General features: G+C 67.9%; 7 protein-coding genes. 5 read left to right on the top strand and 2 right to left on the bottom strand.

The annotated features are described in order from the left end of the window. Positions 1-44 precede the first annotated feature (44 nt). Positions 45-890 (bottom strand): NADPH-dependent 7-cyano-7-deazaguanine reductase QueF, encoded by an 846-nt coding sequence (queF, locus tag O0J73_RS18195; RefSeq protein ID WP_308309307.1) that lies wholly within the window; start codon positions 888-890, stop codon positions 45-47. Between the two features lie 73 nt (positions 891-963). Continuing rightward, entirely contained in the window at positions 964-2,283 is a 1,320-nt protein-coding gene (locus O0J73_RS18190) for a M20 family metallopeptidase (protein ID WP_006473586.1), read from the bottom strand. Between the two features lie 186 nt (positions 2,284-2,469). Between O0J73_RS18190 and O0J73_RS18185 the strand changes: the two genes are divergently transcribed. From O0J73_RS18185 to O0J73_RS18165, 5 genes are all read left to right on the top strand, one after another. After that, entirely contained in the window at positions 2,470-3,714 is a 1,245-nt protein-coding gene (locus O0J73_RS18185) for an efflux RND transporter periplasmic adaptor subunit (RefSeq protein ID WP_006473589.1), read from the top strand. A gap of 74 nt (positions 3,715-3,788) precedes the next feature. Continuing rightward, positions 3,789-7,022 carry an efflux RND transporter permease subunit gene (locus O0J73_RS18180; RefSeq protein ID WP_006473613.1) on the top strand — a complete coding sequence of 1,078 codons (3,234 nt, stop codon included), beginning with the start codon at positions 3,789-3,791 and terminating at the stop codon, positions 7,020-7,022. Between the two features lie 31 nt (positions 7,023-7,053). After that, a complete protein-coding gene (locus O0J73_RS18175; protein ID WP_006473614.1) occupies positions 7,054-10,176 on the top strand; it encodes an efflux RND transporter permease subunit in 3,123 nt (1,040 codons plus the stop codon). 164 nt (positions 10,177-10,340) lie between these two features. Next, positions 10,341-12,518: a YccS family putative transporter gene (yccS, locus tag O0J73_RS18170; protein ID WP_308309306.1), complete on the top strand. Its 2,178-nt coding sequence runs from the start codon at positions 10,341-10,343 to the stop codon at positions 12,516-12,518. 143 nt (positions 12,519-12,661) lie between these two features. Then, positions 12,662-13,456, top strand: coding sequence for an SDR family oxidoreductase (locus O0J73_RS18165; protein ID WP_308309305.1), 795 nt, complete (start codon positions 12,662-12,664; stop codon positions 13,454-13,456). The last annotated feature ends 49 nt before the right edge of the window (positions 13,457-13,505 follow it).

Genomic DNA, 13,505 nt, shown 5'->3' with positions numbered 1-13,505 from the left:
GTTGCCGGCCAGTGGCCGGCACTACATGTAACCGCCTGCAGCGGTTACTGGCGCAGTTCGCGGTAGGTCGCGGCCGGGGCGGCGATGCCGGGGCTGGCCCGCCAGGGATTGATGTCCAGGCCACCACGGCGGGTATAGCGGGCTTCCACTTCCAGCCACTCCGGCTGGCAACGCGTGGACACCTCGCTGAAGATCCGCTCAACGCACTGCTCGTGGAACTCGGCGTGCTCGCGGTAGCTGACCAGATAACGCAGCAGGCCGGCGCGGTCGATCTTCGGCCCGCGGTAGCGCAGGCTGACCGTGGCCCAGTCCGGCTGGCCGGTGACCGGGCAGTTGGACTTCAGCAGCGCCGAGACCAGGGTCTCTTCCACCACCTGGCCGGCATCAGCGGCAAGGAAGTCCGCCTGCGGGGGGCCATAGCAGTCGATCTCCACCTCCAGCCCGTCGATCGATTCGCCGAGCGGCGTCTCGCGCAGGCCCGGCAGGCCGAACGCCACATGGACCGGCGCACCGGCACAGGCCGACAGGTCGGCGACGATGCGTGCGCGCAGTGCTTCGGCGGTGTCGATGCGGGTGCTGTTGAGGGAGTTGAGGTACAGCTTGAACGACTTCGATTCGATCAGCCGCGGCGAGGTGCACGGCACCTGCACGGTGGCGACGGCGACCTGCGGCTTGCCGCGCGGGTCGAGCCAGCTCAGTTCGAAGGCATGCCAGCGGTCATGGCCGACGAACGGCAGCGCCGCATCATCGAGGCCGATCTCGGCGCGGGCGCCGCTGCGGGGGATGGGGAACAGCAGGCCGGGATCGTACTGCGACGGGTAACTGACCTCGCGACCGAGCTTACATGGACGTACTTGCAGCGTCCCCTGCCACCGGACCCACCCCGCCATCCCACGGAATACCCGCTTTTGACGTTGACGTTGATTTAGGCGGGTGCAGGGCTGCAAGCCCTGCCGGAAACCCTCAGCCCGCAGGAGTGCCCGCACCGTGCAGGTAGTCCAGGCTCACCTGCAGCAACGCCCGCAGCCCGACATCCAGCGCCTTCTCATCCAGCAGGAACTTCGGCGAATGGTTGGCCGGCGCCGTCGCCGGGTCGATGCCCACGCTGGTCGAACCCACGAAGAAGAACATGCCCGGCACTTCCTTCGCGTACAGCGAGAAGTCTTCCGCGCCCATCTGCAGCGGCGGCTCGTACACGTTGTCCTTGCCCACCACCGCCTGCAGGCTCGGCAGCATCTTCGCGGTCAGCGCCGGGTCGTTCACCGTGGCCGGGTTGCCTTCCGACTCGTAGATGTCGGTCACTGCCTTCGCGCCGTGCGCGGCAGCGGTGTGCTCGGCCACGTTGCGCAGGTCGGCGAAGATCTGCTGGCGCATGCCTTCGTCGAAGGTGCGGATGGTGCCCACCATCTCTACTTCATCGGGAATGATGTTGTAGCGGATGCCACCGTTGATCGCGCCGAAGGTCAGCACCGCCGGCTGCTTGGACAGGTTGGCGCGGCGGCTGACGATGGTCTGCGCGGTGCCGACCAGATCGGCGGTGGCCACGATCGGGTCCACGCCATTCCACGGTGCCGAACCGTGCGTCTGGCGGCCGATCACCTTGATCCCGAAGCGGTCCGAGGCGGCCATCAGCGGGCCGCCGCGCACTGCGATCTGCCCTGCCTGCACACTGGAGAACACATGCAGGCCGAACACCGCCTCCGGCTTGAAGTCGGCAAACAATCCTTCCTTCAACATCAGTGCCGCACCGCCCTCTTCCGGCGGCGGTGCGCCCTCCTCGGCCGGCTGGAAGATCAGCATCACCTGGCCCGGCAGGTCCTTCTTCATCGACACCAGCGCTTCGGCCACGCCGAGCAGGGTGGCAGTGTGCGCATCATGGCCGCAGGCATGCATCACGCCCACGGTCTGGCCACGGTACTGGTCGGTGGCCTTGGAGGCGAACGGCAGGCCGGTCTGCTCGGTCACCGGCAACGCATCCATATCCGCACGCAGCGCGATCTTCGGGCCCGGCTTGCCGCCTTCGATGATCGCCACCACGCCGTGATGGGCGATGCCGGTCTTCGGCTTCAGGCCCATCGCACGCAGGCGCTTGGCGACCTCGGCCGAGGTGCGCGCCTCGCGGTTGGACAGCTCCGGGTGCTGGTGGAAATCGCGGCGCCATTCAACCACCCGGGCCTGCAGCCGCTGTGCGGCGGCGGTCACTTCCGGGCGCTGCCCGTCCTGGGCATGGGCAAGCGCCGGCAGGGCCAGCAACAGGGCGGACAACAGCAGCGAACGGCGCATCGCAATCTCCACGGCAAGGGGTTCCAGCTGAATGTAGGGCAACACTGCCGCTACGGGAACCTCCGCGGCTGGATCCGGTCTTAGCGCCCGTCCCATCCGTCATGCAGGAAACGTGATGTGGCACAGGTATGCTTTGCGCATTGCCCCCGGGGTCCCGCCCGGTCCAGCCCTCTTGGAGTCCTCGTAATGTCACGTGTTTGGAAGATCGTGCTGCTGGTCGTGGCGGTACTGGTGCTGGCCGTGGTCGGCCTGCGCGTCGTCGGCGGAGGCAAGGACAAGGCTGGAAAACCCGCTGCGGGCGCACGCCAGGGCGGCGAAGACCCGGATGCCGGTCCGGTGCCGGTGACCGTGGTCGACGCCACGCGCCAGGACGTGCCGGTGTACGCCAGCGCGCTGGGCACGGTGACGGCGATGAACACGGTCACCGTCAGCCCGCAGGTGGGCGGCCAGCTGATGAGCCTCAATTTCCGCGAAGGCCAGGAAGTGAAGCAGGGTGACGTGCTGGCGGTGATCGATCCGCGCACCGCCCAGGCCAGCTATGACCAGGCGGCGGCGGCCAAGCGCCAGAACGAAGCCCTGCTGGCGACCGCACGCTCCAACTTCCAGCGCTCGAACGCGCCGGAGTATCGCCAGTACGTTGCCAAGACCGATCTGGATACACAGCGAAACCAAGTGGCACAGTACGAAAGCGCGGTGGCCGCCAACGAGGCCAGCATGCGCTCGGCACAGGTGCAGCTGCAGTACACCAAGGTCACCGCACCGATCTCCGGCATTGCCGGCATCCGCGCGGTCGACGCCGGCAACGTGGTCAACGCCGGTACCGCGCTGGTCACGCTGACCCAGATCCATCCGATCCACGTGCTGTTCAACCTGCCCGAGCGCCAGCTCGGCGACGTGCGCCAGGCGCAGGCGGCCGGCACCGTGCCGGTGGCCGCGCTGGACCGCGCCGATTCGCATGTGCTCTCCGGCGACGGCAAGCTGGACGTGGTCGACAACCTGATCAGCGCCGACAGCGGCACGTTCAAGGCCCGCGCAATCTTCGACAACGCCGACAACGGGCTGTGGCCGGGCCAGTTCGTCAACGTGCGCATGCAGCTGCGTACGATCGGTGGCGGCGTGGTCATCCCGACCCAGGCGGTGCTGCGTGGCCCGGATGGCGAGTACGTCTACATCGTGCAGGGCGACAACACGGTAAAGATGCAGACCGTGCGCAGCGGCGTGGAAGTGGGCGACAGCCAGGTGCAGATCGCCGAAGGCCTGAAGGGTGGCGAGCGCGTGGTCAGCGAAGGCCAGTTCCGCCTCAAGCCGGGCAGCAAGGTCACCGCGTTGAAGCCGGGCGAAACGCCGGCCGCGCCGACCGAGGCCGAACTGAAGGCCGCCGAGCAGAAGAACGGTGGCGGCGGTGGCCGTCGTGGTGGTGGCCCGCGCTGAGCGCAGGCCACTGACCTCTCCCGCGCCGGCATCCCCGCCGGCGCTGCCAATGAAGTGCCAGCAAGGATCAGTCCGTGGGCTTTTCGACGATCTTCATCCGCCGCCCCATCGCCACCTCGCTGTTGATGGCGGGGCTGTTGCTGCTGGGCATCCTCGGTTACCGCAAGCTGCCGGTGTCGGCGCTGCCGGAAATCGATGCACCCAGCCTGGTGGTTACCACCCAGTACCCCGGCGCCAATGCCACCACCATGGCTTCGCTGGTCACCACGCCACTGGAGCGCCAGTTCGGGCAGATCTCCGGGCTGGAGCTGATGACCTCCGACTCCTCGGCCGGGTTGTCGACGATCATCCTGCAGTTCTCGATGGACCGCGACATCGACATCGCCGCGCAGGACGTGCAGGCGGCGATCCGCCAGGCCACGCTGCCCTCGTCGCTGCCCTACCAGCCGGTCTACAACCGGGTGAACCCGGCCGACGCGGCCATCGTCACCCTGAAGCTGACCTCTGACACGCGCCCGCTGCGCGACGTCAACAACTACGCCGACTCGATCCTGGCCCAGCGCCTGTCGCAGGTGCAGGGCGTGGGCCTGGTCTCGATCGCCGGCAACGTGCGCCCGGCGGTACGCATCCAGGTCAACCCGGCGCAGCTGTCGAACATGGGCCTGACCCTGGAACAGCTGCGCAGCGCGCTGACCCAGGCCAATGTCAACGCGCCCAAGGGTTCGTTGAACGGCAAGACCCAGTCCTACAGCATCGGCACCAACGACCAGCTGGCCAGTGCCGCCGAGTACCGCGACACCATCATCAGCTACAAGAACGGCCGCCCGGTGCGGTTGTCCGACGTGGCCGACGTGGTCGATGGTGTGGAGAACGACCAGCTGGCCGCCTGGGCCGATGGCAAGCCGGCGGTACTGCTGGAAGTGCGCCGCCAGCCCGGCGCCAACATCGTGCAGACCGTCGAGCGCATCCGCGCGATCCTGCCGCAGCTGCAGGGCGTGCTGCCGGCCGACGTGCACCTGGAGATCTTCAACGACCGCACCGAGACCATCCGCGCCTCGGTGCATGAAGTGCAGTTCACCCTGATCCTCACCATTGGCCTGGTGGTGGCGGTGATCTTCGTGTTCCTGCGCAGGTTGTGGGCCACGATCATCCCGTCGGTGGCGGTGCCGCTGTCGCTGGCCGGCACCTTCGCGGTAATGGCGTTTGCCGGCATGTCGCTGGACAACCTTTCGCTGATGGCGCTGGTGGTGGCCACCGGCTTCGTGGTCGACGATGCGATCGTGATGATCGAGAACATCGTGCGCTACATCGAGCAGGGCAAGAGTGGCAAGGAGGCGGCCGAAATCGGTGCGCGCCAGATCGGCTTCACCGTGCTGTCGCTGACCGTCTCGCTGGTGGCGGTGTTCCTGCCGCTGCTGCTGATGCCTGGCGTCACCGGCCGCCTGTTCCATGAGTTCGCGTGGGTGCTGAGCATCGCCGTGGTGCTGTCGATGCTGATCTCGCTGACGCTCACCCCGATGATGTGCGCCTACCTGCTCAAGCCCGATGCCCTGCCCGAGGGCGAGGACGCGCATGAGCGCGCAGCGGCCGCCGGCAAGCAGAACCTGTGGACGCGCACCGTCGGCCTGTACGAGCACAGCCTGGACTGGGTGCTGGGCCACCAGCGCCTGACCCTGGCCGTGGCCGGCGGCGCGCTGGTGCTGACCGTGCTGCTGTACGTGCTGATTCCCAAGGGCCTGCTGCCCGAGCAGGACACCGGCCTGATCACCGGCGTGGTGCAGGCCGACCAGAACATCGCCTTCCCGCAGATGGAGCAGCGCACCAAGCAGGTGGCCGAAGCACTGCGCCACGATCCGGATGTGACCGGCGTGTCGGCCTTCATCGGTGCCGGCAGCATGAACCCCACGCTCAACCAGGGCCAGCTGTCGATCGTGCTGAAGGAACGCAGCCAGCGCGATGGCCTGGACGAGATCCTGCCGCGCCTGCAGAAGGCGGTGGCCGGTATTCCGGGCGTGGCGCTGTACCTGAAGCCGGTGCAGGACGTGACCCTGGATACCCGCGTGGCCGCCACCGAGTACCAGTACTCGCTGTCGGACGTGGATTCGGCGACGGTGGCCACCCAGGCCACGCGCCTGACCGAAGCGCTGCGCCAGCGCCCGGAACTGGCCGACGTCGACAACAACCTGTCCAACCAGGGCCGCGCGCTTGAGCTGAACATCGACCGCGACAAGGCCAGCGTACTGGGCGTGCCGATGCAGACCATCGATGACACGCTCTACGATGCGTTCGGCCAGCGCCAGATCTCGACCATCTTCACCGAGCTCAACCAGTACCGCGTGGTGCTGGAAGTAGCGCCGGAGTTCCGCACCAGCACCGCGCTGATGGAACAGCTGGCGGTGGCCTCCAACGGTGCCGGCGCGTTGACCGGCACCAATGCCACCAGCTTCGGCCAGGTCACCTCGTCCAACTCGTCCACCGCCACCGGCATCGGCGCGCAGAACACCGGCATCACCGTCGGCGCCGGCAACATCATCCCGCTGTCGGCCTTGGCCGAGGGCAAGGTGAGCAGCGCGCCGCTGGTGGTCAGCCACCAGCAGCAGCTTCCGGCGGTGACCGTCTCGTTCAACGTGGCGCCGGGATATTCGCTGTCCGAGGCCGTGCGTGCAATCCAGGAGACCAAGGACAGCCTGGACATGCCCACCCACCTGCATGCCGAGTTCATCGGCAAGGCCGCCGAGTTCACCGGCAGCCAGACCGATGTGGTGTGGCTGCTGCTGGCCTCGCTGGTGGTGATCTACATCGTGCTGGGCGTGCTCTACGAGAGCTACATCCACCCGATCACGATCATCTCCACGCTGCCGCCGGCCGGTGTCGGTGCGCTGCTGGCGCTGATGCTGTGCGGCCTGAGCCTGTCGGTGGACGGCATCGTCGGCATCGTGCTGCTGATCGGCATCGTCAAGAAGAACGGCATCATGATGGTCGACTTCGCGATCGAGGCACGTCGGGCCGGTGCCAACGCGCATGAAGCGATCCGTCGCGCCTGCCTGCTGCGCTTCCGCCCGATCATGATGACCACCGCCGCCGCCATGCTCGGCGCGCTGCCACTGGCATTGGGCACCGGCATCGGCTCGGAACTGCGCCGCCCGCTGGGCATCGCCATCGTCGGCGGCCTGCTGCTGTCGCAGCTGGTGACCCTGTACACCACGCCGGTGATCTACCTGTACATGGAGCGCTTCTCCGAGTGGCTGGCCCGCCGCCGCGAACAGCGTGCGCTGCGCAACGGTTCGCTGCAGGAGCCGCAGGCATGATCCACGCCCCGCTGCTGCGGGGGGCCGCACGATGAACCTGTCCGGCCCCTTCATCCGCCGCCCGATCGGCACCGCACTGCTGGCCATCGGCCTGTTCATGGTCGGCCTGATCTGCTACCTGCGCCTGGGCGTGTCGGCACTGCCGAACATCGAGATCCCGGTGATCTTCGTGCACGCCAGCCAGTCCGGCGCCGATGCAGCCACCATGGCGACCACGGTCACCGCACCGCTGGAGCGCCACCTGGGCCAGCTGCCGGGCATCGACCGCATGCGCTCGTCGAGCTCGGAAGGCAGCTCGCTGGTGTTCATGATCTTCCAGAGCGGTCACAACATCGATTCGGCGGCGCTGGACGTACAGACCGCGATCAACTCGGCGCAGGCCGACCTGCCCTCGGGCATGGGCTCGCCGATGTACCAGAAGGCGAATCCGAACGATGACCCGGTGATCGCCATCGCGCTGACTTCGCAGACGCAGTCGGCCGACGAGCTGTACAACGTCGCTGACTCACTGCTGGCGCAGCGCATCCGCCAGATCAGCGGCGTCGCCTCGGTCGACATTGCCGGTGCCTCGACGCCGGCCGTGCGCGTGGACGTCAACCTGCGCCTGATGAACGCCCTCGGCCTGACCGCCGATGACCTGCGCAACGCCGTGCGCGCGGCCAACGTGACCTCGCCCACCGGCTTCCTCAGCGATGGCAACACCACCACCGCGATCATCGCCAACGATTCGGTGGCGCGTGCGGCCGACTTCGCCGACCTGGTGGTCAAGACCCAGGGCGACGGCCGGGTGATCCGCCTGAAGGACATCGCCAACGTCTACGACGGCCAGCAGGACGCTTACCAGGCGGCCTGGTTCGATCACAAGCCGGCGGTGGTGATGTACGTGTTCACCCGTGCCGGCGCCAACATCGTGGAGACCGTGGACCGGGTCAAGGCACAGATCCCGACCCTGCGCGACTACCTGCAGCCGGGCACCACGATGACGCCGTACTTCGACCGTACGCCGACCATCCGTTCCTCGCTGCATGAGGTGCAGATCACCCTGCTGATCAGCCTGGCGATGGTGGTGCTGACCATGGCGCTGTTCCTGCGCCGGCTGGCACCGACGCTGATCGCCGCGGTGACCGTGCCGCTGTCGCTGGCGGGTGCCGCGCTGGTGATGTACGTGATGGGCTTCACCCTGAACAACCTGAGCCTGCTGGCGCTGGTGATCGCGATCGGCTTCGTGGTCGACGATGCCATCGTGGTGATCGAGAACATCATGCGCCACCTCGACGAGGGCATGCCGCGCATGCAGGCGGCGCTGACCGGGGCCCGCGAGATCGGCTTCACCATCGTCTCGATCACCGCCTCGCTGGTGGCGGTGTTCATCCCGCTGCTGTTCGCCAGCGGCATGATGGGCGCGTTCTTCCGCGAATTCACCGTCACCCTGGTGGCGGCCATCGTGGTCTCGATGATCGTCTCGCTGACGCTGACCCCGGCGCTGTGCAGCCGCTTCCTCAGCGCGCACGACCACGCGGCGCCGCCGTCGCGCTTCGGCCGCTGGCTCGATGCCGGCCACGAGCGCATGCTGCGCATCTACACCGTGTTCCTCGACTTCTCGCTGCGCCACGCGCTGCTGATGTCGTTGACCCCGTTGATCCTGATCGGCGTCACCGTGTTCCTGTTCGGTGCAGTGAAAAAGGGTGCGTTCCCGCCGCAGGACACCGGCCTGATCTGGGGCCGCGCCAACTCCAGCGCCACCGTCTCCTTCGAGGACATGGTCGCCCGCCAGCGCCGCATCACCGACATGCTGATGGCCGACCCGGCGGTGAAGACCGTGGGCGTACGCCTGGGCAGCGGCCGCCAGGGCTCCAGCGCGCAGTTCAACATCGAGCTGAAATCGCGCAGCGACGGCCGCCGCGAAACCACCGCGCATGCACTGGCGCGGTTGAGTGCCAAGGCCGACCGCTACCCGGACCTGCAGCTGCGCCTGCGCGCGATCCAGGATCTTCCCAGCAACGATGGTGGTGGCTCCAGCCAGGGTGCGCAGTACCGTATCTCGCTGCAGGGCAACGACCTGGCCGCGCTGCAGGAATGGCTGCCCAAGCTGCAGGCGGAACTGAAGAAGAACCCGAAGCTGCGCGACGTCGGCACCGATGTCGACAACGCCGGCCTGCGCCAGAACATCCAGATCGACCGCGCAAAGGCCGCGCGCCTGGGCATCACCGTCGGCGCCATCGACGGCGCGCTGTACGGGGCGTTCGGCCAGCGCCAGATCTCGACCATCTACTCGGACATCAACCAGTACAGCGTGGTGGTCAACGCCCTGCCGTCACAGACCGCCACGCCGGCGGCGCTGGATGAGGTGTACGTGCGGGCACGCAACGGCGACATGGTGCCGATCACCGCGGTGGCCACCCAGATTCCGGGCCTGGCACCGTCGCAGATCACCCATGAAAACCAGTACACGACGATGGACCTCAGCTACAACCTGGCTCCGGACGTGAGCATGGGCGAGGCCAAGGCGATCATCGATGCGACCGTGGCAGGCATGCGCATGCCGGGCGACATCCGCCTGGCCGATGATGCAGGCTTCGGATTCAACTCCGACCCCAGCGACATGCTGATCCTGGTGCTGGCCGCGATCCTGACCGTGTATCTGGTGCTGGGCATGCTCTACGAGAGCCTGATCCACCCGGTCACCATCCTGTCCACGCTGCCCGCAGCGGGCGTGGGTGCGCTGCTGGCCTTGTTCGGCACCAACACCGAGCTGTCGGTGATCTCGATGATCGCGCTGGTGCTGCTGATCGGCATCGTCAAGAAGAACGCGATCATGATGATCGACTTCGCGCTGGTGGCGCAGCGCGAGCACGGGCTGGCGCCCCGCGACGCCGCCCGCGAGGCCAGCATCGTGCGCTTCCGCCCGATCATGATGACCACCATGGTGGCGATCCTGGCGGCCGTGCCGCTGGCGATCGGCCTCGGCGAAGGCTCCGAACTGCGGCGCCCTCTGGGCATCGCGATGATCGGCGGCCTGCTGTTCTCGCAGAGCCTGACCCTGCTCAGCACGCCGGCGCTGTATGTGATCTTCTCGTGCTTGGCCGAACGCTGGCGCGCACGTCGCGCACGCAAGCGCGAGGCGAAGCTGCTCAAGCGCGCGCAACGGGCGTAGCCCGGTAGAGCCGGCCGCCGGCCGGCTTCCCCGGCGCATCTGCCGGCCAGCGACCGGCACTACCATGGTTGCGAAGGGTGGGTGCGGACCGTTGGTCCGCACTCCGGCCCCATATTTCACGCGCAGCCCGCAATAATGGTGGCAGATCCTTCCACCGAGCCTGCATGTCCGCCCGACAATCCCGTCTCAGCCGCCTGTGGGCCCACGAGAAGGCCAGTTACGGCCTGCGGGTGTTCATCGCCCTCACGGCAGCGGTGGCCGCGTGCTGGCAGCTGGATGCGCTGACCGCCCTGCCCGGCGTGTTCCTGGGCATCATCGCCAGCGCCATCGCCGAAACCGATGACAACTGGTGGGGCCGGACCAAGGCCGTGGCGCTTTCGCTGCTGTGCTTCTGCATCGCGGCGGCCTCGGTGATCTGGCTGTTCCCGTGGCCGTGGATCTTCATCGGTGCGCTGGCACTGTCCACCTTCGGCCTGACCCTGCTCGGTGCGCTCGGCGAGCGCTATGCGTCCATTGCCCAGGCCACGGTGACGCTGGCCATCTACACCATGATCGGCCTGGAGCAGCATGGCGCGCGCGACCTGCACAGCGCACTGGACGCCGTCAGCCACCTGCTGGCCGGTGCGGTCTGGTATGGCCTGCTGTCGATCCTGTGGACCGCACTGTTCGCCAACCGGCCGGTGCGCGAGCGCGTGGCACGGCTGTACCAGGAACTGGGCCGCTACCTGCAGTTGAAGGCCGCGCTGTTCGAACCGGTGCGCGAGGCCGACCTGCAGCGACGCCAGCTCGACCTGGCCGAGCAGAACCGCCGCGTGGTCGGCGCGCTGAACGAGGCCAAGACCGCGATCCTGGCCCGTTTCGGCCGTTCCGGCCGGCCCGGCGTGAACTCCGGCCTGTACCTGCGCCTGTACTACATGGCGCAGGATTTCCACGAACGCGCCAGTTCTTCGCACTACCCGTACGGCGCGCTGGTCGATGCCTTCTTCCACAGCGACGTGCTGTACCGCTGCCAGCGCCTGCTCGATCTGCAGGGCCAGGCCTGCGCGCGGCTGGGCGAGGCGATCCGCCTGCGCCGCCCGTTCGTGTATGGCGAGAACAACCAGCAGGCCGGGCGCGACCTGGCCGATGCACTGGCCTACCTGCGTGACCAGCAGCGGCCACAGTGGCAGCGCCTGCTCGGTTCGCTGGACCTGCTGGTGCACAACCTGCGCAGCATCGAGCGCCGCCTGCTCGACGCCGAACGCTCCGAGGCCAGCCTCGACAACGTCGATACCCGCCTGCGCGACAGCAACCCGCATACGCTGCGCGAGATGGGCGTGCGCCTGCGCCAGCAGCTCACGCCCGGCTCGGTGCTGTTCCGCCACGGCCTGCGCATGGCCCTGGCGCTGATCGCCGGCTTCGCGGCGATCCGCCTGTTCAATGCGCAGAACGGTTCATGGGTGCTGCTGACCATCGTGTTCGTGTGCCGGCCCAACTTCGGCGCCACCCGCCAACGCCTGGCCCAGCGCATCGTCGGCACGCTCGCCGGCCTGGTGCTGACCTGGGCACTGCTGCAGCTGTTCCCGCAGCTGCACGTGCAGCTGCTGATTGCCCTGCTTTCGGCGCTGCTGTTCTTCTTCACCCGCACCGACCGCTACCTGGTGGCGTCGGCGGCGATCACGGTGATGGCACTGACCTGCTTCAACCTGATCGGCGATGGCTTCGTGCTGATCGTGCCGCGCATGGTCGACACCGTGCTGGGCTGCGCGATCGCAGCGGCGGCGGCGTTCCTGATCCTGCCCGACTGGCAGGGCCGCCAGCTGCATCTTGTACTGGCGCGCGTGCTGGACACCGCCGCACGTTATCTCGATTCGGTGCTGGGCCAGTACCGCAGCGGCATGCGCGACGACCTGGCCTACCGCATCGCCCGCCGCGACATGCACAACGCCGACGCGGCGCTGTCCACCGCGCTGTCGAACATGCTGCGCGAGCCCGGCCACGTGCGCCGCAACCTCGATGCCGGCTTCCACTTCCTGGCCCTGTCCAACACCCTGCTCGGCCACCTGTCGGCCCTGGGTGCGCATCGCGACCAGGTGGACAGCTACGCCGGCGATCCGCTGGCATTGGCCGCCGGTGATCGCGTGCGCAAGGCACTGCAGCAGCTGGCGACGGCGCTGAACGCACGGCAGCCGGTCGCAGAAGACGACAACGATGCGGATCGCGCGGTCGCCGCCGAGCTGGAGCAGATCGACGAGGCGATGCCACCGAAGCTGCAGCTGATCCGCACGCAGATGGCGCTGGTGCTGCGCCTGCTGCCGAAGGTACGGGCGGCGGCCAATGCGGCGGTGACCAGCCTGACCTGATCCCTCACCGCTGAATCGGGCATGCCATCCACGCATGGCGTGTATCCACCGCGCCGCGTGCAACAACGCGTTGCGCCCTGCGCTGCATTCCGATCACGCCGCCGGATCGATACTGGGGCATCCCCCCTGCCCTGGATGTCCCCATGAAGATCGAACTCGGCGGCCACACCGCACTGGTCACCGCTTCCACCGCCGGCATCGGCCTGGCGATCGCACAGGGCCTGGCTGCGGCCGGGGCCACGGTGGTCCTCAACGGCCGCAGTGCCGACAGCATTGAACGCGCACGCCAGCACCTGCTCTCCACGGTACCGGGTGCCCATGTGCTTGGTGTCGCGGCTGACCTCTCGGATGCGGCCGGTGCCGAAACGCTGCTCGCCGGCCTGCCCAAGGTCGACATCCTGGTCAACAACGCCGGCATCTTCGGCCCTCAGGACTTCTTCGAGACCGACGACGCCACCTGGGAGCGCTACTGGCAGACCAACGTGATGTCCGGCGTACGCCTGTCGCGTGCGCTGCTGCCGGCGATGGTCGATGCCGGCTGGGGCCGCGTGCTGTTCATCTCCTCCGAGTCGGCGCGCAACATCCCCGCCGACATGATCCATTACGGGGTCAGCAAGACCGCGCAGCTGTCGTTGTCGCGCGGCCTGGCCAAGCGCGTGGCCGGCAGTGGCGTCACCGTCAATGCCGTACTGCCCGGTCCGACGCTCTCTGACGGTTTCGCCGCGATGTTTGAAGATGAACGCCAGCGCAGCGGCAAGCCGCTGGAACAGATCGGCCGCGAGTTCGTGATGGAGCATCGCCCCTCCTCGGTGATCCAGCGTGCCGCCACGGTCGAGGAAGTGGCCAACATGGTGGTCTACCTGGCCTCGCCGCAGGCCTCGGCCACCTCCGGCGCAGCGCTGCGCGTGGATGGCGGCGTGGTCGACGACATCGTCTGAGACCGCTGGAGGTGGGGGGGGGGGCCGCGCCCCCCCCCCCCCCCCCCCC

The sequence above is a fragment of the Stenotrophomonas sp. Sm6012 genome, assembly GCF_030985895.1.
In the GTDB taxonomy this organism is placed as follows: Bacteria; Pseudomonadota; Gammaproteobacteria; order Xanthomonadales; family Xanthomonadaceae; genus Stenotrophomonas; species Stenotrophomonas forensis.
The sequence above is the reverse complement of the archived record's forward strand: the minus strand, read 5'-3'. Positions and strand labels throughout refer to the sequence as shown.

What these genes read in the sequence shown, in the direction of transcription:
- queF (WP_308309307.1), bottom strand. Translation starts at nt 890, where the DNA reads ATGGCGGGGTGGGTCCGGTGGCAGGGGACGCTGCAAGTACGTCCATGT.
- O0J73_RS18190 (WP_006473586.1), bottom strand. Translation starts at nt 2,283, where the DNA reads ATGCGCCGTTCGCTGCTGTTGTCCGCCCTGTTGCTGGCCCTGCCGGCG.
- O0J73_RS18185 (WP_006473589.1), top strand. Translation starts at nt 2,470, where the DNA reads ATGTCACGTGTTTGGAAGATCGTGCTGCTGGTCGTGGCGGTACTGGTG.
- O0J73_RS18175 (WP_006473614.1), top strand. Translation starts at nt 7,054, where the DNA reads ATGAACCTGTCCGGCCCCTTCATCCGCCGCCCGATCGGCACCGCACTG.
- yccS (WP_308309306.1), top strand. Translation starts at nt 10,341, where the DNA reads ATGTCCGCCCGACAATCCCGTCTCAGCCGCCTGTGGGCCCACGAGAAG.
- O0J73_RS18165 (WP_308309305.1), top strand. Translation starts at nt 12,662, where the DNA reads ATGAAGATCGAACTCGGCGGCCACACCGCACTGGTCACCGCTTCCACC.